Here is a 21,176-nt window from a genome sequence, read left to right on the forward strand (position 1 = left end):
AGCCTTTTACATGTCGGTAATCAAATTCGCGATTGTTGCGGGGTCTTCCTCATGTGCGAGGTGCCCAAGTCCGGGAACTTCGGTCAGCCTGCCCTGCGGAAGCCGCTTTACCGCGTCACGGCTGACATCGGGCGGTACGGCCTTATCGGCAAGCCCAGCGATAAGATGGACCGGCACGTCAATCTTGCCGAGCCTTGCCATCAGCCCATCCAAGGACCATTGCGCCATCATCGAAAGCGTTGCATCGACGTGGCCCTTGTCCGTGGCCAGCCGATAATAAAGATCAACACCCCTCTCATCGAGCGCCGAGCCGGTGCCTGCGATCAGTTGATGGACACTCCTTCGGGTCGTCGTTTTGCTAAAGAGGCTTGCCGCAAAAGGCGAAACAGCCAAGGCCTTGGCCATTACGGGAAAAAGCCAGCCAGCAACCCCTTTGAAGTTTCCAAGTGCGGCATTGATCCCCACAATCCCAGTGGCGGGCTGCAATCCCAGTTCCCACATACGCAGCGCAATGGCCGCACCAGCGGAATGGCCAACAACGATATCAGGCGCCCAGCCCTGATTGCGTACCAGTGCCAGCAGGTCTGTGGCCATCTGATCTAGCCCGCAGCGCTGTTGCGCGCCCATCTGCGTGAACCCCTGACCGGGCAAATCAACCGCCACGACATGGTGTGTGCGCGCAAGGATGGGAAACAGGCCACGGAAACTCTGCGTCGCCCCCCCTGCGCCATGGATCAGTAAAATCGTTGGCCCGACCCCATGTTCCTGAATATGCCAACGGTGCGGACGGTGCAGAACCTGCCGTGAATATGCTGTCAGAGGCCAGCCTTGGGCGTCCTCGGGCCAGCGCATCAATCGCCCAACACAGTGGCGACGGATTTCGACAGGCGCTGGGCATCTGCACGCGGCAACGGCAGATAGGCCGCATTCAGGGTTTGGGCAAGATTGCGCAACGCAGGTTCGGGCCTGTTGCCGGTGTCGATCACAATCGCATCAACGCCATTTGCGCGCAAAACGCGGGCGATTTGCTGGGCATCAATTGCTGCCTGTTTGCGGTCAGCGCGCCCATCAAGCGCGATATTTGCGCGCCCGTCGGTCAGGATCGCAATTGTAGGCGTCATGCCGCGGCGGGTGGCTTGGACGGCTTGTTCAAAAGCGGTGACCATACCTGCGGCAAGCGGCGTGCCGCCACCGCCAGGCAAGGCCGCCAGGCGCCGTTTGGTTTGCACCAGTGAACGGGTGGGTGGCAGCAAAAGCTCGGCTTCGGTGCCGCGAAAGGCGACAAGTGCGACGTGATCGCGCCGCGCATAGGCTTGGGCCAGCAGCAGTTCGACGGCACCCTTCGCCTCGGCCAGACGGGTAAGCGCGGAGGACCCAGAGGCATCAACCGTAAAGATCAACAGGCGGTCTGATTTTTCCTCGAATCGTTTGATCCGGATATCGGCGGGGCGGATGTGCAGACCGTCGCGGCCCGTCGCGTTCCGGCGGATCGTTTGCCAAGGGGCAGCGGCGCGCAACGTGCCGATAATATCAATCCGTGCGCCGTCACTGATATGCCCTGCCCGCGACGGCAAGGGGCGTCCGCGCCGGTTGCCTTTGCGTGCAGCACCAGTGCCATTGCCCCGCCCTGCGCGTGCCTTTTGCGCGGCGAGCTGTTCCAGCAGGTTATCGGGCAGCATGGCACGGACGGCCTCAAGCAAAAGCTCATCCGGCAGATCAAGGCTGTCTTCGGGGCCTTGGTTTTCGTTGTTCTGGTCGGGCGGCGGTGCAGGTGGCTCTTCCTCTTGCGTTTCAGGTTCCGGCACGCGTGTGGCACGATGGGCCAAGGTTAACGCGCAAGCGATTTCAACATCCTCGGACGTGATCTGTGCCCGCCCCATCAGGGCGGCATTGGCACGGGTGGCGCGCAGGGCGAAAAGTGGCGCACGCATGCTGTCGATCCCAAGGTCGCAGGCGATGCGCGTGACTTGCTCGCGCAAGTCGGTGGGCATGCTGACGTCACGCAACGCGATTGGCGTCGCGGGCGATGCGGCGATGATATCTTGCAGGGCGCAATCGGACAGATCGACATGAAAAGCCAGCCGCTCGGCCAGTTTGGGGTTCAGGCATTCGTCAGGTTCTGCGCCTTCATCCAGTGCAATAAGGGTGTGATCGGTGTTGCGATCCAGCGCCACTGCGAGCCGCGCCGCCAGCCCTGTTGTGGCGCGTTCAGCCATTGCAAGCACCAAGATGCACGGCGTTTCAAGCAGCCCTTTTTCGCGGATCATCTGGCCACTGGCCAAAGTCGCAGACAGGTCCAACCCGCCAAAGAGCGCCTCATCAGATATGGCGGGATGCAGGCGGCGGGCGTCAGGGGAAATCATTTCCATCAGGCGCGCACGAACGGGGCCAGAGCGCGCACGGATACAGATCCCTCCAAGGCCTGGATCAAGCGCGAGCAGTTGCAACGCGCGCGTTGCGTGATGCCAGCTTTCCTTAGCCAAGGACTTCTTCCACGGTGCGGGCGACGCGTGTGCCGCTGCCTGCTTCGTCCAGTGGGTCGCGGCGCAGGCGGTGGCGCAGGGCCATGGGCGCGACAGCCTTCACATGCGCGCGGGTCAATGCGGTGTCATCGCGCCACGCCGCATAAGCGCGGGCGGCCTTGAGCAGGGTCAACTCGCCGCGCAGACCGTCAGAGCCCAGCGCGAGGCAAAGTTCGGCCACGTCGACCAGCGTTTTCTCTGGCGTTTTGAGCTTCGCCAGCGCTTTGCGCGCGGTCAGGATACGTTCGCGGATCGCCGCGTCTTCGGCCTGCCAGCGCAGCATGAATGCGGCATTGTCGTTCTCGAATGCATCGCGCCGCTTGATGACATCAACGCGGGTGGCAACATCTTTGGGTGATGCGACCTCGACCGACAATCCGAACCGGTCCAAAAGCTGTGGACGCAATTCGCCCTCTTCGGGGTTGCCGGACCCGACCAGCACAAAGCGGGCAGGGTGGCGGATTGACAGGCCCTCGCGTTCGACAACGTTTTCACCTGATTGAGCGACGTCGAGCAGTAGATCGACGATATGATCCTCAAGCAGGTTCACCTCATCAATATAGAGATAGCCTCGGTTGGCGCGGGCCAGCAGGCCGGGTTGAAAGGCTTTTTCGCCTTTGGTCAGGGCCTTTTCGATATCAAGCGCACCGGTCACGCGGTCTTCTGTCGCGCCAAGCGGCAGGTCCACCACCGGCGTTGGCATTTCATGGGCGCGCTTTGTTTTCAGGCCGGCCCAGTCGGGCACGTCCTTGGCCGTGGCTGCATTGATCGGACAGCCCTTGATCGCCTTGATCGGCGGCAGCAGGGCGGCCAAGGCACGCACGGCGGTAGATTTACCTGTGCCACGATCACCAAAGACCAGCACCCCGCCAATGCTTGCATCAATCGCGGTCAGGATCATCGCCTGTTTCATCTCGTCCTGGCCGACGATGGCGGAAAAGGGGAATGGTTGCATTATGCGGCCTCGAGTTTGGCTAAAGGAGAGGTACCGTTCCATGTGCCGCGATCCGAATGGACGGCAAAACGGGCGTAGAGTTCTTCGCGAAACCAGCCTTCTTCGCGCACGGCGCGGATGGCGTCGGCGTGCGGGCCAGTACGGGCAAAGCCGGCCATCGCTTTTTCCGAAGGCCAGATCGAAAAGGTGACCTGGTGCAGCATCGGCACTTCGCCGATGCCGATCTTGAAGGCGACGTTGGGGTCTTTGCCGATCATTTCCGAAATATTCGGCACGCGGCCCCAAAATCTGGTCAGGATACTGGGTTTGATGGTTGCGCGCGTGAGTGCGGCAAGCGGGCCAGTGGTTTGTGCCATCGTCGGTTCAAAAGGTGATTGCCCCGCCCATGCGCCGCGCGATGTCTGCGTTTGCAGGAAGACGGTCCAATCCTCGGCGGCACGTTTCTGGTAAGTCGCGAAAATCCCTGACTGCGTGCGTGCCCGCGCAGTTTCCGCATCGGGCCAAGTGGCGAGTATTGCATAAACAGCGGTATTGGGGACGGGGGTAAACCCCTCGCCGGTGCCTGATCCGCAAAGCTTCCAGAAACCGATGTCAGGTGTGCGTGCCAGAGGAAGTCTTGCACCGCCCATCATTGTCAACGCCCAAGCGCGGGCAACGGGCCCACTGAAGCGGAAGAAGGACAGGCTAACGGTTTGCGTCACGGTGAAGACCTCTGATCGTGTCAACTAATCCTGACATATGTGGTCCGTTTTGGGAAGATGTTGACATAATAATTGTCAACTTGCGTTTACACTACTAGAGTTGAGCCATGATGATAGACCAACAGAGCGATTCAAACGCAGCAATTGTGATCGGCGCGGGCCTTGGTGGCCTTGCAGCGGCTATGCGCCTTGGGGCCAAAGGTTATGCAGTGACCGTGCTGGACCGGCTGGATAAGCCCGGCGGGCGGGGGTCGTCTGTTACGCAAGACGGGCACCGATTCGACCTTGGACCGACGATTATTACCGTACCGCAGGTGTATGAGGCGCTTTGGGCCGCCTGTGGGCGTGATTTTCACAAGGATGTGGACCTGCGACCGATGGACCCGTTTTACGAGGTGCGCTGGCAGGATGGTTCGACCTTTACTGCCCGTCAGGACACTGACGCGATGCTGGCCGAGGTCGCACGGCTCAGCCCACGTGACGTAAAAGGCTACAAGCGGTTCTTGAAGGATAGCGAGGCTTGCTACAAAGTGGGCTTTGAGGGGATGGTCGCCAAGCCGATGCACAGGCTTTGGGAAACCATCAAAGTGTTGCCGCTCTTTGCGGTACTGCGCGCAGACCGGTCGATCCTTGGACTGGCCAAAGCGCGCGTGAAAGACCCGCGTTTACGCATGGCCTTGTCGTTTCATCCGCTGTTTATCGGGGGTGATCCGCGTCATGTGACGTCGATGTATGCGCTGGTGGCCTATCTCGAAAAGGAATTCGGCGTGCATTACGCCATGGGCGGCGTGCAGGCGATTGCGCAGGCCATGGTCGGCGTGATCCGGTCGCAAGGCGGGCAAGTCCGCCAAGGGGCCGAAGTGGATGAAATCCTGATCAAAGACGGTGCCGCCAAAGGTGTGCGTTTGTCAGACGGTCAGGAAATCGCAGCCGATCTGGTAATCAGCAACGCCGATGCAGGCCACACCTATCAGCGCCTGATGCGCAACGCGCCGCGCAAACGCTGGACTGATCAGAAACTGAAATCGCGGCGCTGGTCTATGGGGCTTTTTGTTTGGTATTTCGGCACCAAAGGCACGGCAAAGATGTGGCCCGATGTGGGCCATCACACCATCACTAACGCTCCGCGTTATGAGGGGCTGCTGAAGGATATCTTTATCAAGGGCAAACTCGCCGACGATATGAGCCTGTATATCCACCGCCCGTCCAAGACCGACCCCAGCGTCGCCCCTGTGGGGGATGACACGTTTTATGTCCTCTCGCCCGTGCCGCATCTGGGCTTTGATGATCCTGTTGATTGGGCCAAAGAGGCCGAGATTTACAAAGCAAAGGTCATGGCCGAGGTGGAAAAAGCAATCCCCGGATTTGCAGATCACATCACCACCGAAATGGTGCTCACGCCCGAGGATTTCCGCGACCGCTATCTGTCGCCCAACGGGTCGGGTTTTTCCATTGAGCCGCGCATTTTACAGTCCGCGTGGTTCCGCCCCCATAACATCAGCGAAGAGGCCAAGGGCCTGTTCCTTGTCGGTGCAGGGACCCATCCGGGTGCTGGTGTGCCCGGCGTGATTTCCAGCGCCGAGGTGCTGGCGAAACTGGTGCCTGATGCGCCGGTTGTGCCCGAACTCAAGGTTGCTGCCGAATGATCCGCCCAGATGATCTTGAACATTGCCGCGAGGCAATCCGGCACGGATCACTGTCGTTTCATGCCGCGAGCAAGCTTTTACCGGCAAAGGTGCGTGACCCTGCGCTGGCACTTTATGCCTTTTGCCGTCTGGCCGATGATGAGGTGGACGAGGGCGACTATCAGGCGGGTGCCGTGTTCCGCCTTCAGGACCGTCTGGATGCGGCCTATGCCGGCAAACCCCACAATGCGCCCGAGGACCGCGCCTTTGCCGCGATTATCGAAGATTTCGAGATGCCGCGTGCTCTGCCCGAGGCCCTGTTGGAGGGTCTCGCATGGGACGCAGCCGAACGGCGCTATGACACCCTAAGCGGTGTGCGCGATTATTCGGCCCGCGTGGCCAGCGCCGTGGGTGCCATGATGTGCGTGCTGATGCGCGTGCGCGATCCCGATGCGCTGGCGCGGGCCTGTGATCTGGGCGTTGCGATGCAGCTGACGAATATTGCCCGCGATGTCGGCGAAGACGCGCGGATGGGGCGGATTTATCTGCCGCTTGACTGGCTGGCCAAGGCGGGCATTGATCCTGTGAACTTTACCCGCGAAACCCTGCCTACAAATGACGTGCGGCGTATGGTCAAACGTCTTCTAGCCGAGGCCGACAGGCTTTATCTGCGGTCCGAAGCGGGGATTGATGTGCTGCCTTTGCAGGCACGTACCGGTATCTGGGCGGCGCGACTGATTTACGCAGGCATTGGCAGGCAACTGCGCAGGCAGGGTTTTGACAGTATCTCGATGCGCGCAAGAACCTCGGGCGCGCAAAAGCTGGGGTGGCTGATGCAAGCCGGTGCGCGGACGAGCATTTCGCTGATCATGCCGAAATCGGCAGTGATCTATGCGAAACCCCTGCCGGAAGTGGCGTTTCTGGTTGATGCCGCCAGCCGCGCCAAGCCCGATCAAAAGCGGGCATCATCGGTGCTCGATATTTTGGCCGAGCTGAAAGCGCGCGAAGCAGGCATTGGAACTGACCGTCCGATGGCCTAAGTGTGTCGGGTACCTTGAAAGGGCCCCGTAATGGACATTCTGCTTTTTTGCCTCTTTTTGGCGGCGACCTTCGGCGCAGGCGCGACCGGCGCACTGTTCCCAACCGGTGAGTGGTACAAAAGCCTGAACAAACCGTCATGGACACCGCCCAACTGGGCCTTTCCGGTGATGTGGACCTCGATCTATTTGTTGATCGCTTTTGCTGGCGCGCGGGTGGCGGTGCTGGATGGCAATGCCTATGCGATGGCATTCTGGGCGATACAGATCGCGTTCAACGCGCTTTGGACACCGGTGTTTTTCGGGGCGCGGAACCTGAAGGGCTCTCTCCCGATTATGGTCTGTCTCTGGATCGCTGTTCTGGGGGCCACGATTACCCATATGCAGCTTGATTTCTGGGCGGGGCTGGCCTTTGTGCCGTATCTGGCGTGGGTCACTGTGGCGGCAGCGCTGAATATCGCGATGGTCCGCCTGAACCCAGATCAAAAACCGCTTCCGCTTCAGAACCTCTGATCCCTCTTGAACGTCCCCGAAATCGGTGAAACCATTGGGGATGGAAACGCATTTCAAATCATGGGCCGAGGTTGCCCCCCGTCTGGTGGCCGTCGCAGCAGGCCGCGATAAGGCCGATCTGGTCATTCGCGGTGGCAAGCTGGTCAATGTCCAAACCCGCGAAATTCTTGATGGCTGGCAGGTTGCTGTGGCTGAGGGGCGCTTTGCCTATGTCGGCCCCGATGCGTCGCATTGCATTGGTCCTGACACCCGCGTGATCGAGGCGGAAGGCCGTTATCTGATTCCCGGCCTCTGTGACGGACATATGCATATCGAAAGCGGGATGCTGACGCCGGCCGAATTTGCTGCGGCTGTCATCCCCCACGGCACGACGACCATGTTCACCGATCCCCATGAGATCGCCAATGTGCTGGGCCTGCGCGGTGTGCGCATGATGCACGACGAGGCGCTGATGCAGCCCGTAAATATCTACACCCAGATGCCGTCGTGCGCGCCTTCGGCACCGGGGCTGGAAACAACTGGTTTTGAGATTTCCGCCGCTGATGTGGCCGAGGCCATGGCTTGGCCCGGTATCATTGGCTTGGGCGAGATGATGAATTTCCCCGGTGTGATCAATGGTGACAGCCAGATGCTGGCGGAAATGGCGGCGACAATGAATGCGGGCAAGACTGTCGGCGGGCATTACGCCAGCCCTGACAAGGGGGTGGCGTTTTCCGCCTATGTTGCAGGTGGTGCCGCCGATGATCACGAAGGCACGGCCGAGGCTGACGCAATCGCCCGCGCGCGTAACGGGATGCGGTCGATGATGCGGCTGGGGTCGGCGTGGTATGATGTGGAAAGCCAGATTACCGCCGTCACCGAAAAGGGCCTTGATCCGCGGAACTTTATTCTCTGCACGGACGATTGCCACTCTGGCACGCTGGTGAATGACGGCCATATGAACCGTGTGGTGTGCCATGCCATTGCCTGTGGATGCGATCCGGTGATTGCGCTGCAAATGGCGACGATCAACACAGCCACTCACTTCGGGCTGGAACGCGAGCTTGGCTCGATCGCCCCCGGACGGCGGGCTGACATGATCCTGACCTCTGATCTGGTGACATTGCCGATTGAAGAGGTGATCGCGCGGGGCCAGACCGTTGCCAAAGACGGCAAGATTACCGTGACCTGTCCGCATTACGCTTGGCCGGAAGATGCACGCAAGACCGTGCATATGGGCAAAGTGCTTGAGGATGCAGACTTTGCCATCCATGCGCCTGAGGGCAAGAACAAGGTCAAAGCCAAGGTCATCGGCGTGGTGGAAAACCAGGCACCGACACAAGCATTGACCGCTGAACTGCCCGTTGTTGACGGGTTGGTTGAGGGTGAAGGCGACACCTATCAGATCGCCTTGGTCGAACGGCACCAAGGCACCGGAAAGGTCGTGAACGGCTTTGTGTCAGGGTTCGGGTACACGGGCAAAATGGCCATGGCCTCGACCGTGGCACATGACAGTCACCATATGATTGTTGTGGGCACGGACCGCGCGATGATGGCCGCTGCGGCAAACCGGCTGGGCGCAGTCGGCGGCGGTGTAACCGTCTGGAAAGATGGTGAGGAGTTGGCGCTGGTGGAACTGCCGATCGCAGGCCTGATGTCTGACAGCCCCGCTGCCGAAGTTGCCGCCAAGGCCGACCGGATGGTCGCTGCGATGGCCGCTTGTGGATGCACATTGAACAACGCCTATATGCAGCATTCGCTGCTGGCGCTTGTTGTCATTCCGTCGTTACGGATCTCTGATCTGGGTCTGGTGGATGTCGATAAGTTTGAAATTACAGATATATTTGAGGAAAACGCATGAACGTTGCACAAGAGGTGTCAATCCGGACACCTGAAGTCCCCGCGCCCGAGGCATTTACCGATCCGAAACTTGCCGTTGTCAGGCTGCAAGAGCTTTATGACACGGCGGTGAAATTCCTGTCCGAGAATTTCGCAACCGCTTTGTTGCATGGCCAGCCTGACACGCGGGTGCGGGCTTACTACCCTGAAATCCGCCTGACGACGACAACCCACGCCAAGATGGATTCGCGCCTGTCCTTCGGGCACGTGGCCGAACCGGGGGTTTACGCCACGACGGTCACCCGCCCTGACCTCTTTGCATCATATCTGGAACAACAAATCGGGCTTTTGCTGGCCAGTCACGGTGTGCCTGTGATTATCGGCGCATCCGGCACTGAAATGCCGGTGCATTTCGCTGCGGCAAACGATCCGGGACTGACGGTGCCCCATGACGGGTCGATGGAATTCAATCTGCGCGATGCGTTTGATGTACCGGACCTGAGCACCACGCATGATAGCATCGTGAACGGCTCGGGTTTTCAGTACCCTGACGGGGCGCACCCTTTGGCGCCATTCACGGCGCAGCGCGTTGATTACTCACTGGCGCGTCTGGCGCATTACACCGCGACTGCACCCGAGCATTTCCAGAACCACGTGCTCTTTACGAACTACCAGTTCTACGTTGAGGAGTTTGAATCCTTTGCGCGCCAGATGCTGGCTGATCCCGACAGCGGTTACACCAGCTTTGTGAGCACCGGGAATGTCGAGATATTCGATGCCGATGCGCCTGTTCCTATGCCCGCGAAATTGCCGCAAATGCCGACCTATCACCTCAAGCGCAATAACGGTGCGGGGATCACATTGGTCAATATCGGTGTTGGTCCGTCGAACGCGAAAACCGCGACCGATCATATCGCCGTATTGCGCCCCCATGCATGGCTGATGGTCGGGCATTGTGCGGGTTTGCGGAATTCCCAGCGCTTGGGTGATTTTGTACTGGCCCATGCGTACCTGCGCGAAGATCACGTGCTTGATGATGATCTGCCAGTCTGGGTCCCGATCCCTGCCTTGGCGGAAATCCAGATTGCGCTGGAAACGGCTGTGGCGGATGTGACCAAGCTTGAAGGGTATGAGTTGAAGCGGATCATGCGCACCGGCACTGTGGCCACCATCGACAACCGGAACTGGGAATTGCGCGAACAGGCTGGCCCCGTGCAACGGCTTTCCCAATCACGTGCGATTGCGCTGGATATGGAAAGTGCAACGATTGCCGCCAACGGGTTCCGGTTTCGCGTCCCCTACGGCACGCTGCTTTGTGTCAGTGACAAACCGCTGCATGGTGAGTTGAAACTGCCCGGCATGGCGTCGGAGTTCTATAAAACCCAAGTTGCAGCCCATCTGATGATCGGTATTCGTGCGATGGAACGGTTGCGCGAAATGCCGCTTGAGCGCATCCACAGCCGCAAATTGCGCAGTTTTGAAGAGACAGCTTTCCTCTAAACAGCCAAAAAGTGCGGAAACCTGCTCTTTTTCACTTGTAATGGGATACTAATCATTGTGGTGTCCCACAACATACCGTTAAATGTGCGGGTAATAGGCCCCACTGCTGGGGCGAACGAGGGAGACCAGTAAAATGGCGACAAAACCAATGACAAAGGCGCAGCTGGTTGCTGCACTTGCAGAAGAAACAGGCATGGACAAAAAAGCAGCCGGTGCTGCGCTTGATGCTGTGACAGACATCATCACCAAAGAAGTTTCCGGCGGCGGTGCTGTGACACTTCCAGGTGTTGGCAAAATCTATTGCCGCGAGCGCCCAGAGCGTATGGTCCGCAACCCTGCCACGGGTGAGCAGATCAAGAAAGAAGCCGACAAGGTTGTCAAAATGACAATCGCCAAAGCGCTGAAAGACAGCGTGAACGGCTAAGCCATCGCGGGCCCTCGGGCCGGATGCAGAGTTTGGGAAAGGTCGCCGGTAAAGGCGGCCTTTTTCGTTTCAGGACGCGCAGTGTGGCGCGAGGACAGTCGAGCCTTGCAATCAGCCGCGCGCTTGGCATAACTCGGCATCAAAGGGGATCACATGGACATCAAAGCAATCGCGATGGGGTTGGCGTTCGCGCTGATGTGGTCGTCGGCATTCACCTCTGCCCGCGTGATCGTGGACTATGCACCGCCTCTCAGTGCGCTTGCGCTGCGGTTCCTGATCTCGGGTCTGCTTGGTGTCGGTATCGCCTGGCTGTTGGGCCAATCCGCGCGGTTGACCCGCCGCCAATGGCAGGGCGTGGTGATTTTTGGCGTTTGCCAGAACGCGCTTTATCTTGGTTTGAATTTTGTCGCGATGCAGACCATCCCCGCGTCGCTGGCTGCGATTATCGCATCCACGATGCCGCTCTTGGTGGCGTTGTCGGGGTGGTTGGTTTTTGGCAACACCGTGCGGCCGTTGGGCATTGCGGGGCTGATCGCGGGTGTGGTTGGCGTGGTGCTGATTATGGGCGCACGGCTGCAAGGCGGTGTTGATGTCTTCGGGATCGTGCTGTGCGTGATCGGGGTGGTGTCCTTGACGGTTGCCACTTTGGCCGTTGCCGGTGCGTCCTCGGGCGGCAATGTGTTGATGATTGTGGGATTGCAGATGCTGGTTGGCAGCGCGATGCTCTGGGTCCCTGCCCTGACGATCGAGGTTTGGGATGTCACCTGGAACTGGCAACTGGTTGTTGCCTTTGTCTATACAACCATTGTGCCCGGATTGTTGGCGACGGTCGTTTGGTTCCTGCTGGTGGGGCGGATCGGGGCTGTCAGGGCCTCGACCTTTCACTTTCTGAACCCGTTTTTGGGGGTTGCGACCGCCGCGATCATTCTGGGCGAAAAGATCGGCGTGCTGGATATCGTGGGTGTTGCGATTATCGCAGGCGGGATTTTGGCGGTGCAACTGTCGAAACAGTAAGGTGGATTGAAATCCACCTTACCCGATTTTCCCGCGCGCCCCACCTGTTTGCCCACGATCCAGCAGCAGGTGATCAAGGATCACGCAAGCCATCATCGCTTCACCAACAGGGACTGCTCGGATACCCACACAGGGGTCATGCCGTCCCTTCGTGACCACCTCGGTCGGGGCGCCATCCATGCGGATTGATTTGCGTGGCGACAGGATCGAAGACGTTGGTTTCACCGCAAAGCGTACAACAATATCCTGACCCGTACTGATCCCGCCCAGAATACCGCCGGCATGATTGGAGGAATATTCCGGTCCGTTCGGCCCCATGAAAATCTCGTCTGCGTTGTCGCGTCCGGTTAGCGCCGCTGCCGCCATCCCTTCGCCAATTTCGACGCCCTTCACGGCATTGATCGACATCATCGCGGCGGCCAGATCAGTGTCTAACTTGGCGTAAACAGGCGCGCCTATGCCCGCAGGCACGCCACGCGCGACAACCTCGATAATCGCGCCGACCGAGTTGTGATCGTCCTTGCGCAACCATGCCAGATACTCGTTCCACTCGGCGGCTGCTTCGGCGTCGGGACAGAAGAAATCATTCTGGTCGATCTGATCCCAGTCGACCTTGCTGCGATCAATCTGCTTGGTCCCCATCTGGGTCATATAGCCCTTGATCTGTACGTTCGGCGCAATCGCCTTGATCGCCTCGCGCGCAACACCGCCCGCAGCCACACGCGACGCGGTTTCACGCGCCGAAGACCGCCCGCCACCGCGCGGATCGCGCAGCCCGTATTTCTGGTGATAGGTGATATCCGCATGACCGGGACGGAAGGTGTTCAGAATATCGCCATAGTCTTTTGACCGCTGGTCGGTGTTTTCGATCATCAGTTGGATCGGCGTGCCGGTTGTCTTGCCCTCATAGACGCCTGACAGGATTTTCACAGCATCGGGTTCATTTCGCTGGGTCGTGTTCTTGTTCAGGCCAGGGCGGCGTTTATCCATCCACTGCTGGATCATTGGCGCCTCAAGCGGCACGCCGGGCGGGCAGCCGTCAACCGTGGCACCCAAGGCGGGTCCATGGCTTTCACCCCAAGTGGTGAAACGAAACAAATGACCGAAGCTGTTGATCGACATGGGCATCTCCCTTTGCTCATGGGGTCTAGCGGGGGTGACAATCAGGCTCAAGAGGTTTCCCTTGTCCTTTGCCCTATTCCGCAATACCAAAGGCGTACCTCGGGGGGCCAATCATGGCTGAGATGCGTATCACGCGGACCCGTTGAACCTGAACCGGTTAAGACCGGCGGAGGGAAGGTATGGCAATCCCGCTATCCCCCAATCCGCCCGTCGCATTTGGAGGATACGATGAAGAACACCACATATCTGCCAGTTGTCGCGGGACTTGCCCTTTGTGCCACAGGCGCAGTGGCTGACACACCTGTGTTGCAAGTCATGACTTACGACAGCTTTACCAGCGAATGGGGCCCCGGCCCTGCGATTGAAGCCGCTTTCGAGGCGGAATGTGCCTGTGATCTGCAATTTGTGGGCGCTGGTGACGGGGCATCCCTGCTGGCCCGTCTGCAACTGGAAGGGCCACGCACAGAGGCCGATATCGTCTTGGGGCTGGATACGAACCTGACAGCCGCTGCGCGCGAGACAGGATTATTCGCGCCCCATGGCGTCGTGGCGGAGCTTGATCTGCCTGTCGCATGGGATGATGCGGATTTCCTGCCGTTCGACTGGGGTTATTTCGCCTTTGTCGGAAATGCAGGTGCGGATGCGCCGACATCCCTGCGCGCTTTGGCTGACAGTGACATCCAGATTGTCATTCAGGACCCCCGCTCATCCACGCCCGGTCTGGGCCTCTTGATGTGGGTGAAGGCCGCTTACGGCGATGAAGCTGCAACGCTATGGGCCGATCTGGCCGATAATATCATAACCGTGACGCCGGGTTGGTCCGAAGCTTACGGCATGTTCCTTGACGGTCAGGCAGACGCGGTTTTGTCCTACACCACCTCGCCTGCCTACCACCTGATTGCCGAGGAAGACGACAGCAAGGTCGCATGGGCCTTTGATGAAGGGCACTACATGCAGGTCGAAGTTGCGGGCAAAGTCGCAGGGACCGACCAGCCGGAACTGGCGGACCAGTTCCTGGCTTTCATGGTGTCGGATGCATTCCAAAGCGTGATCCCCACAACAAACTGGATGTATCCGGCCGTAATCCCGGCAGCGGGCCTGCCTGACGGGTTCGAGACTTTGATGACACCTGAAACATCACTCTTGTTGTCACCGGAAGAGGCAGCCGCCGCACGTGACGCGGCCTTGGACGAATGGCGCACAGCCTTGTCCCAGTAACGCCGCGCTGGCCTGGTGCCGCAGCTGCGGCGCTGGTCCTTGTGCTCACAGTTGGCACGCTGGGCGCTGTTGCCTGGCGTGCCGAATGGGTGGGTGGTCTGGCCCCTGCTGACTGGGCCGCGGTCCGGTTCACGCTTGTGCAGGCGTTGCTGTCTGCGCTGCTGAGTGTCCTGCTTGCCATTCCTGTGGCCCGTGCCTTGGCAAGGCGTAGTTTTTACGGGCGGGATTTGCTGATTACCCTGCTGGGGGCACCATTCCTTCTGCCCGTCATCGTTGCCGTTCTTGGCATTTTGGCGATCTTTGGCCGTGGCGGTCTTTTGAACGATGGCTTGGTCTGGCTGGGGTTTCAGCCTGTTTCGATCTTCGGTTTACACGGTGTGGTACTGGCCCACGTGTTTTTTAACATGCCGTTGGCGGTGCGGTTTATTCTGCAAGGCTGGCTCTCGATCCCAGCCGAGCGGTTTCGCCTTGTGGCATCACTGAATGCGCCGGTTGGCAGGTTGCTCGAATGGCCGATGCTTCGTTCTGTCGTGCCAAGTACGTTTCTGGTTATCTTTCTGATTTGTCTGACCAGTTTTGCGGTTGCCCTGACGATGGGTGGCGGTCCGCGGGCAACGACAGTTGAACTGGCGATCTATCAGGCGGTTCGGTTTGATTTCGATCTGGGGCGGGCAGCGTTGCTGGCCTGCATCCAGTTCGGGCTTTGTGTGGTGGCTGCCGCTCTGGCTTGGGGGCTGACAGGGAATGATCCGATGGGTGTGGGCATGGACCGTGTTGTGCAGCGTTGGGATTTGCCGCGGCCTGTTATGGACTATGCTGTGATCACAATGGCTGCACTTTTTCTGCTGCTGCCCTTGGGGATGATCGTGGTCCGCGGGCTGCCCGCATTCACCGACATGCCTGTGACGGTCTGGGCTGCGGCATTGCGGTCGCTCTGTGTCGCCATCGGCTCGGCGGCGCTTTGTGTCTTGATGGCTCTTGCGTTGGCTTTACGTGGCGGCGCGATGGTGTCTGTGGTTGGGGTGATGCCGCTCGCGGCGTCTGGATTGGTCGTTGGGACGGGTGCATTCCTGATCGTGTTTCCCTTTGTCCGTCCGGCTGATGTTGCGTTGCTGGTGACCATGCTGGTGAACGCGACACTCGCTTTGCCTTTCGCGCTCCGCGCCATTGCCCCGACTGTTGACCAGATCAACCAGAGCTACGGTCGTTTGGGGTTGGCGTTGGACATGCGCGGATGGACTTGGCTACGATGGGTTGTTCTGCCCCGCTTGCGGCGCCCGCTGGGGTTTGCGGCGGGTTTGGCGGCGGCTTTGTCGATGGGTGATCTTGGGGTGATCGCCTTGTTCGCAGGACAGGGGCAAGAAACCTTGCCGTTGGCGATGTATCGTTTGATGGGTGCGTACCGGATGGAGACAGCGGCAAGTGCCGCACTGTTGCTTGTGGTGCTGAGTTTTGCGCTGTTCTGGATCTGTGACCGATGGGGGCGTGGGCGTGTTGAGATGTGAAAATCTGGTTCTGCAGCAGGGCGCGTTTTCCTTGCGCGCGGATGTTGTGTTTCCGCGTGGCGAAGCGGTGGCTTTGATCGGGCCGTCCGGTGCGGGCAAGTCAACGCTTTTGGCGGGTCTGGCGGGGTTTCTTGCGCCTGTGTCCGGTCGCGTGATCTTTGACGATGTTGATGTGACGGATGCAGAGCCCGGTAAGCGGCCTATCAGCATGCTGTTTCAGGATAATAATCTGTTTCCACATTTGTCCGCGGCCCAGAATGTCGGTTTAGGGCTGCGGCCGGACTTGCGGTTGACCGTCGAACAGCGAGAACAGGTGACTGTAGCCCTCGCTGAGGTCGGGCTTGCGGGTTTGGATGATCGCAGACCTGCTGCATTGTCAGGCGGACAGCAAAGCCGCGTGGCACTGGCGCGCGTACTTGTGGCGGATCGGCCTGTCGTTTTGCTGGACGAGCCCTTTTCTGCGCTTGGACCTGCACTCAAGGATGAAATGCTGGATTTGGTGAAATCCAAACTGGTTGCGGCAGGAAAGACCGTGGTGATGGTGACCCATGATCCGGCTGATGCACGGCGCATTGCGGATATGGTTGCGCTGGTGGACGCGGGCGAGGTGCATGCGCCGGTTGCGACAGATGTGTTGTTCAACAATCCCCCGGCCGCGCTCAGGGCCTATTTGGGGTAAGGTGGATCAAGATCCACCTTACGGAATGCAAAAGGCCCGCCAATTTGGCGGGCCTTTATTTTTATCGTGCTGGCTGACTTAGTCTTTGTGCTTATGCGGTGCCCAAAGACGCTTGTTTGTCAGATATAGAAGCACTGACAGAACCGTCAGGAACAACACACCAGTCAGACCGGCTTGTTTGCGTGCAACCAGCTTGGGTTCAGCAGTCCACATCAGGAATGCGGCAACATCTTTTGAAACAGATTCAAGATCGGTTGGCGCGCCATCGGCGTATTCCACGTCATCACCCCAAAGCGGCTGTGACATTGAGATCCATGAGCCCGGCACTTTGTGCTTGCCGTTTTCGTCCTTACAGCTATCGGGAAAACCGCCTGCTGCGAAGGCTGCATTGTAGAAGCCGTCCATTGGCTCGCCTTCCAGTGCGCACTCAGGCTCTTCGTGATAGCCGGTCATGAGGGACGCGATATATTCCGCGCCGCCCATGCCGTTTACGAACTGGCTGATACCTGTGCCGTATGGACCGCTAAAGCCTGCACGTGATTTTGCCATCAGGCTCAGGTCAGGTGCCGTGGAAAGGTTCGATCCTGGAAACTTATCCGCTGGTGTTGCAGGACGGAAATCGCCCTCACCATCGAACAGGGACTGGTCGAAAATTTCGTAGAACTCGGCATAGGCCCGCATCTGGTCTTCGGGCATGCCGGGGCCACCTTCGTCAGACAGGTTGCGGAATGCAACGAACTCCAGACCGTGACATGCAGCGCAGATCTCTGTGTAGACCTGAAGTCCACGCTGAAGCTGCATTTGGTCATAGCTACCGAAGGGGCCTTCGAAAGAGAAATCATAGTCGATGACTTCAATTTCAACCTCTGCGGCGGTGGCCTGCCCTGCGGTGAGGGCAAGCGCCATTGCTGCGGTGAGTGATAGTTTACGGAACATTATTATTCGTCCTTTCTCACTCGGCCGGGCTGGCGACGGGTGTGGCGCCGTCACCTTTCGGCGCGTAGTGCGCATTGAAGTCGTCTTCGATGGTTGCTGGTGGTGTGTTCGGCTTTTCGATCACGCCCAAGAGCGGCAGGATCACCAGGAAGTATGCAAACCAATATGTCGACCCGATCAGCGAAATGTAAGGATAGATACCCTCAGCTGGACGCGCACCGACCCACATCAGCAGTACGAAGTTTACGGCAAAGAGCCAGAACCACCACTTGAACATCGGACGGTAACGGCCAGAGCGCACCGAGGATGTATCCAGCCATGGGGCCAAAGCCATCACTACGATCGCACCGAACATCGCGATCACACCAAAGAACTTGGCGTCGATGATGCCGAATGTGATCCAGTTTACTGCAATCACCAGCCACACGTCCTGGTCGAACGCACGCAGCACGGCATAGAACGGCAGGAAGTACCATTCAGGCACGATGTGCGACGGTGTCGCCAGCGGGTTCGCCGGAATGTAGTTATCCGGGTGGCCAAGGTAGTTTGGCATAAAGCCGACAACGGCCATGAACACGGCGAGAATGATCGCCAGGGCGAACAGGTCCTTGATCACGAAGTACGGCCAGAATGGCAGTGTATCCTTGGCCGCGTCTTCTTTTGATGTACGACGCACCTCAACACCGGTCGGGTTGTTGTTGCCCGTTGTGTGGAATGCCCAGATGTGCACGATTGTGAGACCCAACAGGATGAAGGGCAGCAGATAGTGCAGCGAGAAGAAGCGGTTCAGCGCGGGCTGCGCAATCGCCCCGTTTGGTGTACCCAAGAGCCAGATCTGGATGCTTTCACCGATGAACGGGATAGCGCCGAAGAGGCCTGTGATAACAGCGGTACCGTGGAACGACATCTGGCCCCATGGCAACACGTAACCCATAAAGGCCGTGCCCATCATCAGAACATACATCAGCATACCGATGATCCACGTCACTTCACGAGGAGATTTGTACGACCCGTAGTAAAGTGACCGGAAGATGTGTGCGTAAACAGCCACAAAAAACAGCGACGCACCATTCTGGTGGAAATAGCGGATCATGTGACCGCCATTGACGTCACGCATGATGTGCTCGACTGAGGCAAAAGCCATATCAACATGTGGCACATAGTGCATCACCAGCACGATACCGGTGACGATCTGCAGCACCAGTGTAAATACAAGAACAATACCCCAGATCCACATCCAGTTCAGGTTCTTGGGTGTGGGGAGCATCAGGGTATCGTACATCAGGCCGACAATCGGCAAGCGGTTGTGAAGCCACTTTTCGCCGCCGGACTTTGGTTCGTAATGGTCGTGGGGAATTCCGCCCATGGGTTTCTCTCCTTAACCGAGTTGAATAGTTGTTTCGTCCACGAAGGACGCAATGGGAACAGGCAGATTGGTTGGCGCTGGGCCACGGCGAATCCGCCCAGAAGTATCATAGTGTGACCCGTGACAAGGGCAGAACCATCCGCCAAAATCACCTGCGTTACCCAAAGGCACACAGCCAAGGTGTGTACAAACACCCATCTGGACCAGCCAAACACCATCTTCGGTCAGCGCACGGTTTTCATCCGTGGCAGGGCCGCCCTGTGGCAGGTTTTCGTTGGCCGAGTCAGGGTCCGGCAGATCGGCGACGTCCACGGCGCGCGCTGCTGCAATTTCTTGTTCGGTACGGGACCGGATAAAGACCGGTTTACCTTGCCAAAGCACTGTGATCTGGGTGCCCGGGGCAACTCCGCTGACATCAACGCGGATTGAGGCAAGCGCCAAAACATCGGCGGAAGGGTTCATCTGGTTTACCAGCGGCCACACTGCGGCGCCCGTTACGACAACACCCGCCCCAGCGGTTGCGTAGTAAAGAAAGTCGCGGCGTGTGCCCTGATGATCATCTACATGTGACACTGATGCATCTCCGATTCTTTTGATGGGCACTCTGCCCGCACGAGAAAATAGACCGACAGGTCGGTCGGTCAATTTGTGGGCTGTTTAACTATCAAACCTTTCAAGGTCCAGCGGACAATCGGGCGCAGGCCCACAAGCCGGATCTGTTATGCGCTAACAGCGAAGACTTCGTTAAGTACGCAGGAAGAATCACTTTTGTGCCACTCAGGTAAAGCGCGCGCAATTTTGCGTCGAAAATTTTGAGAATGACTCAACAGTGGTCATTATGTGGTGGGATTTTCCAATAGAATACGGATATTTGTGTCAGTGAGGACACATGCAGTCAGCAACACGCCTCTGGGCGTTAGTGTTTGATTGTCAGCTTTGTGGCAGGTCTGTAGGCCAGATACTTGCCACTCACTTCGGACAAGCTGCTATGCACCGTGCCTTCACATACTGCCTTTGTGCCATCATTGCGCCTGCCTTTGCGACAGCGGATGTGCAGTTGAGCTTCTATGGCGGCGCGCAATCGGCACCAGCGTCCGATATTTCGATTCGTGATCCGCTTATTGGTGCGGACGATTTCTCTCAGGATTGGGAAGGACGGTCGTCCGAGGCACCGATATATTACGGGGTCCGCGCGACACGCTGGCAGTCGCCCACATTCGGCTATGGTTTGGATTTCGCGCACAACAAGGTTTATCCTGCCAATGGCATCGCGGCGCCCGGCTATGAGGTGCTGGAATTTACAGACGGTCTGAATACCCTGACGTTTAATGCCTATCGGCGCTGGGTTGACGTGCTTGGCGATGTGTCGCCCTATGTTGGCGGTGGCATCGGTTTGGCCGTACCGCATGTCGAAGTGGTCAACGGCAGTTCCCAGACAAGTGGTTACCAACTGACAGGCCCTGCCGCGACGCTGCTTGCCGGTGCCGCTATGCCGATCAACGACCAATGGTCCGTTTTCGGCGAATATAAGGGCACCTTTTCATCAAACCGCGCTGATCTTGATAGCGGCGGTACGCTCGAAACGGATATTTTCACCAATGCCGTCAACTTTGGTGTCAGCTTCGACTTCTAGCGGCTACTCGGGTTTTGTCGCAACCATGCTTTCGCGTGTGCTGAATTCCGCATACCAATTCGCCAGCGCCTCGTTTCCGTTACGCCAGCCACGGACATCATGCCGCAGATCAATATAGGACAGTGCGCAAGCAACCGCGATCTGCCCGATATTGAGCGGACCAGTCAGGTGACTCATCCAGCGGCTATTGATTGCGGCGATGCCACGGGCGGCTTTGGCCCATTGCGCCTCGATCCAGTCAGGCGATTGTTGGTCCGCGGGGCGTAGCCGTGTTTCATAGGCCATGGAAACAGTCGCATCCATGATGGCATCTGCCGTGGCCTCAAGCGTGAGAATCTCCCAGATGCTGCTTTGCGGATAAAGGTTTGCACCGGCCAGATCATTCAGAAAGCGGGTAATGACACGGCTGTCATAAATCGCCGGACCATCGGCGCGGATCAGTGCGGGGATTTTCCCCATCGGATTAGCAGCAATCACCTCGGGCGCCGAGTTAAAAGCAGAGGTCGAAACGACCACCTCTTCCACGGTATCCATCAGCCCCGCTTCACGGATCAGAACACGCGCTTTGCGTACAAAGGGGGATGCGGGAGAGATCAACAATTGCATAG

20 protein-coding genes and 1 riboswitch are annotated in these 21,176 nt (G+C 58.5%); of the genes, 11 read left to right on the plus strand and 9 right to left on the minus strand.

All coding sequences use genetic code 11. The annotated features are described in order from the left end of the window. Positions 1-6 precede the first annotated feature (6 nt). The 4 genes from bchO to crtA are packed head-to-tail and all read right to left on the minus strand — an operon-like array spanning position 7 to position 4,178. The gene (gene bchO, locus VGP75_RS09465; protein ID WP_327543424.1) at positions 7-852 is read right to left on the minus strand and encodes an alpha/beta fold hydrolase BchO; all 846 of its coding nucleotides are present in this window, start codon (positions 850-852) and stop codon (positions 7-9) included. Next, positions 852-2,483 (minus strand): magnesium chelatase subunit D, encoded by a 1,632-nt coding sequence (locus tag VGP75_RS09470; protein WP_327543425.1) that lies wholly within the window; start codon positions 2,481-2,483, stop codon positions 852-854. The genes bchO and VGP75_RS09470 overlap by 1 nt, the downstream gene beginning before the upstream one ends. Next, the gene (bchI, locus tag VGP75_RS09475; protein WP_110549960.1) at positions 2,476-3,480 is read right to left on the minus strand and encodes a magnesium chelatase ATPase subunit I; all 1,005 of its coding nucleotides are present in this window, start codon (positions 3,478-3,480) and stop codon (positions 2,476-2,478) included. Before bchI ends, VGP75_RS09470 begins: the two co-directional genes overlap by 8 nt. Then, on the minus strand, positions 3,477-4,178 hold the full coding sequence (crtA, locus tag VGP75_RS09480) for a spheroidene monooxygenase (protein ID WP_327543426.1): 702 nt from the start codon (positions 4,176-4,178) through the stop codon (positions 3,477-3,479). Before crtA ends, bchI begins: the two co-directional genes overlap by 4 nt. 107 nt (positions 4,179-4,285) lie before the next feature. On the opposite strand from crtA, the gene VGP75_RS09485 reads away from it, so the two are divergent. The 7 genes from VGP75_RS09485 (at position 4,286) to VGP75_RS09515 (ending at position 12,109) form a co-directional block, all read left to right on the plus strand. Next, positions 4,286-5,824, plus strand: coding sequence for a phytoene desaturase (locus VGP75_RS09485; RefSeq protein WP_327543427.1), 1,539 nt, complete (start codon positions 4,286-4,288; stop codon positions 5,822-5,824). Next, entirely contained in the window at positions 5,821-6,843 is a 1,023-nt protein-coding gene (crtB, locus tag VGP75_RS09490; RefSeq protein ID WP_327543428.1) for a 15-cis-phytoene synthase, read from the plus strand. The genes VGP75_RS09485 and crtB overlap by 4 nt, the downstream gene beginning before the upstream one ends. A gap of 30 nt (positions 6,844-6,873) precedes the next feature. Beyond that, the gene (gene tspO, locus VGP75_RS09495; RefSeq protein WP_327543429.1) at positions 6,874-7,353 is read left to right on the plus strand and encodes a tryptophan-rich sensory protein TspO; all 480 of its coding nucleotides are present in this window, start codon (positions 6,874-6,876) and stop codon (positions 7,351-7,353) included. 40 nt (positions 7,354-7,393) lie between these two features. Further along, on the plus strand, positions 7,394-9,193 hold the full coding sequence (ade, locus tag VGP75_RS09500) for an adenine deaminase (protein ID WP_327543430.1): 1,800 nt from the start codon (positions 7,394-7,396) through the stop codon (positions 9,191-9,193). After that, the gene (locus tag VGP75_RS09505) at positions 9,190-10,671 is read left to right on the plus strand and encodes an AMP nucleosidase (protein ID WP_327543431.1); all 1,482 of its coding nucleotides are present in this window, start codon (positions 9,190-9,192) and stop codon (positions 10,669-10,671) included. The genes ade and VGP75_RS09505 overlap by 4 nt, the downstream gene beginning before the upstream one ends. A 133-nt stretch (positions 10,672-10,804) precedes the next feature. Further along, positions 10,805-11,095, plus strand: coding sequence for an HU family DNA-binding protein (locus tag VGP75_RS09510; protein ID WP_055295176.1), 291 nt, complete (start codon positions 10,805-10,807; stop codon positions 11,093-11,095). 153 nt (positions 11,096-11,248) lie between these two features. Further along, complete coding sequence (locus tag VGP75_RS09515; protein WP_327543432.1) at positions 11,249-12,109, plus strand: DMT family transporter; 861 nt, start codon at positions 11,249-11,251, stop codon at positions 12,107-12,109. 18 nt (positions 12,110-12,127) lie between these two features. Here VGP75_RS09515 and aroC read toward each other — a convergent pair whose 3' ends face one another. Further along, entirely contained in the window at positions 12,128-13,231 is a 1,104-nt protein-coding gene (gene aroC / locus VGP75_RS09520; RefSeq protein WP_327543433.1) for a chorismate synthase, read from the minus strand. 90 nt (positions 13,232-13,321) lie between these two features. Continuing rightward, positions 13,322-13,423: riboswitch (TPP riboswitch) on the plus strand. 36 nt (positions 13,424-13,459) lie between these two features. Here aroC and thiB point away from each other — a divergent pair. Genes thiB through VGP75_RS09535 form a run of 3 tightly spaced genes read left to right on the plus strand, consistent with a single transcriptional unit; the run spans position 13,460 to position 16,633 of the window. Continuing rightward, positions 13,460-14,449 (plus strand): thiamine ABC transporter substrate binding subunit, encoded by a 990-nt coding sequence (thiB, locus tag VGP75_RS09525; protein ID WP_327543434.1) that lies wholly within the window; start codon positions 13,460-13,462, stop codon positions 14,447-14,449. Then, positions 14,425-15,954 carry a thiamine/thiamine pyrophosphate ABC transporter permease ThiP gene (locus VGP75_RS09530; protein ID WP_327543435.1) on the plus strand — a complete coding sequence of 510 codons (1,530 nt, stop codon included), beginning with the start codon at positions 14,425-14,427 and terminating at the stop codon, positions 15,952-15,954. The genes thiB and VGP75_RS09530 overlap by 25 nt, the downstream gene beginning before the upstream one ends. After that, positions 15,941-16,633, plus strand: a complete 693-nt coding sequence (locus tag VGP75_RS09535) for a thiamine ABC transporter ATP-binding protein (RefSeq protein WP_327543436.1) — start codon at positions 15,941-15,943, stop codon at positions 16,631-16,633. The genes VGP75_RS09530 and VGP75_RS09535 overlap by 14 nt, the downstream gene beginning before the upstream one ends. Before the next feature lie 78 nt (positions 16,634-16,711). On the opposite strand, the gene VGP75_RS09540 is transcribed toward VGP75_RS09535, so the two are convergent. From VGP75_RS09540 to petA, 3 genes are read right to left on the minus strand one after another with little or no spacing between them, the layout of a single operon-like run. Next, positions 16,712-17,569, minus strand: coding sequence for a cytochrome c1 (locus VGP75_RS09540; RefSeq protein ID WP_327543437.1), 858 nt, complete (start codon positions 17,567-17,569; stop codon positions 16,712-16,714). Between the two features lie 16 nt (positions 17,570-17,585). Continuing rightward, positions 17,586-18,935: a cytochrome b gene (locus VGP75_RS09545; protein WP_327543438.1), complete on the minus strand. Its 1,350-nt coding sequence runs from the start codon at positions 18,933-18,935 to the stop codon at positions 17,586-17,588. Between the two features lie 12 nt (positions 18,936-18,947). After that, positions 18,948-19,508: a ubiquinol-cytochrome c reductase iron-sulfur subunit gene (gene petA / locus VGP75_RS09550; protein WP_327543439.1), complete on the minus strand. Its 561-nt coding sequence runs from the start codon at positions 19,506-19,508 to the stop codon at positions 18,948-18,950. A gap of 415 nt (positions 19,509-19,923) precedes the next feature. Here petA and VGP75_RS09555 point away from each other — a divergent pair, with 415 nt between their 5' ends. Next, positions 19,924-20,568 (plus strand): outer membrane protein, encoded by a 645-nt coding sequence (locus tag VGP75_RS09555; RefSeq protein WP_327543440.1) that lies wholly within the window; start codon positions 19,924-19,926, stop codon positions 20,566-20,568. Between the two features lie 3 nt (positions 20,569-20,571). Here the strand turns inward: VGP75_RS09555 and VGP75_RS09560 are convergent, their stop codons facing one another. Next, positions 20,572-21,174: a glutathione S-transferase gene (locus VGP75_RS09560; RefSeq protein WP_327543441.1), complete on the minus strand. Its 603-nt coding sequence runs from the start codon at positions 21,172-21,174 to the stop codon at positions 20,572-20,574. Positions 21,175-21,176 lie beyond the last annotated feature (2 nt).

The organism is Yoonia sp. (assembly GCF_036007805.1).
Taxonomy (GTDB): domain Bacteria; phylum Pseudomonadota; class Alphaproteobacteria; order Rhodobacterales; family Rhodobacteraceae; genus Yoonia.

Coding starts and splice junctions, on each gene's coding strand:
- VGP75_RS09515 (WP_327543432.1), top strand. CDS start 11,249: ATGGACATCAAAGCAATCGCGATGGGGTTGGCGTTCGCGCTGATGTGG.
- aroC (WP_327543433.1), bottom strand. CDS start 13,231: ATGTCGATCAACAGCTTCGGTCATTTGTTTCGTTTCACCACTTGGGGT.
- bchO (WP_327543424.1), bottom strand. CDS start 852: ATGCGCTGGCCCGAGGACGCCCAAGGCTGGCCTCTGACAGCATATTCA.
- VGP75_RS09540 (WP_327543437.1), bottom strand. CDS start 17,569: ATGTTCCGTAAACTATCACTCACCGCAGCAATGGCGCTTGCCCTCACC.
- tspO (WP_327543429.1), top strand. CDS start 6,874: ATGGACATTCTGCTTTTTTGCCTCTTTTTGGCGGCGACCTTCGGCGCA.
- VGP75_RS09555 (WP_327543440.1), top strand. CDS start 19,924: ATGCACCGTGCCTTCACATACTGCCTTTGTGCCATCATTGCGCCTGCC.
- crtB (WP_327543428.1), top strand. CDS start 5,821: ATGATCCGCCCAGATGATCTTGAACATTGCCGCGAGGCAATCCGGCAC.
- VGP75_RS09510 (WP_055295176.1), top strand. CDS start 10,805: ATGGCGACAAAACCAATGACAAAGGCGCAGCTGGTTGCTGCACTTGCA.
- VGP75_RS09530 (WP_327543435.1), top strand. CDS start 14,425: ATGGCGCACAGCCTTGTCCCAGTAACGCCGCGCTGGCCTGGTGCCGCA.
- VGP75_RS09485 (WP_327543427.1), top strand. CDS start 4,286: ATGATGATAGACCAACAGAGCGATTCAAACGCAGCAATTGTGATCGGC.
- VGP75_RS09560 (WP_327543441.1), bottom strand. CDS start 21,174: ATGCAATTGTTGATCTCTCCCGCATCCCCCTTTGTACGCAAAGCGCGT.
- thiB (WP_327543434.1), top strand. CDS start 13,460: ATGAAGAACACCACATATCTGCCAGTTGTCGCGGGACTTGCCCTTTGT.
- ade (WP_327543430.1), top strand. CDS start 7,394: ATGGAAACGCATTTCAAATCATGGGCCGAGGTTGCCCCCCGTCTGGTG.
- VGP75_RS09545 (WP_327543438.1), bottom strand. CDS start 18,935: ATGGGCGGAATTCCCCACGACCATTACGAACCAAAGTCCGGCGGCGAA.
- VGP75_RS09505 (WP_327543431.1), top strand. CDS start 9,190: ATGAACGTTGCACAAGAGGTGTCAATCCGGACACCTGAAGTCCCCGCG.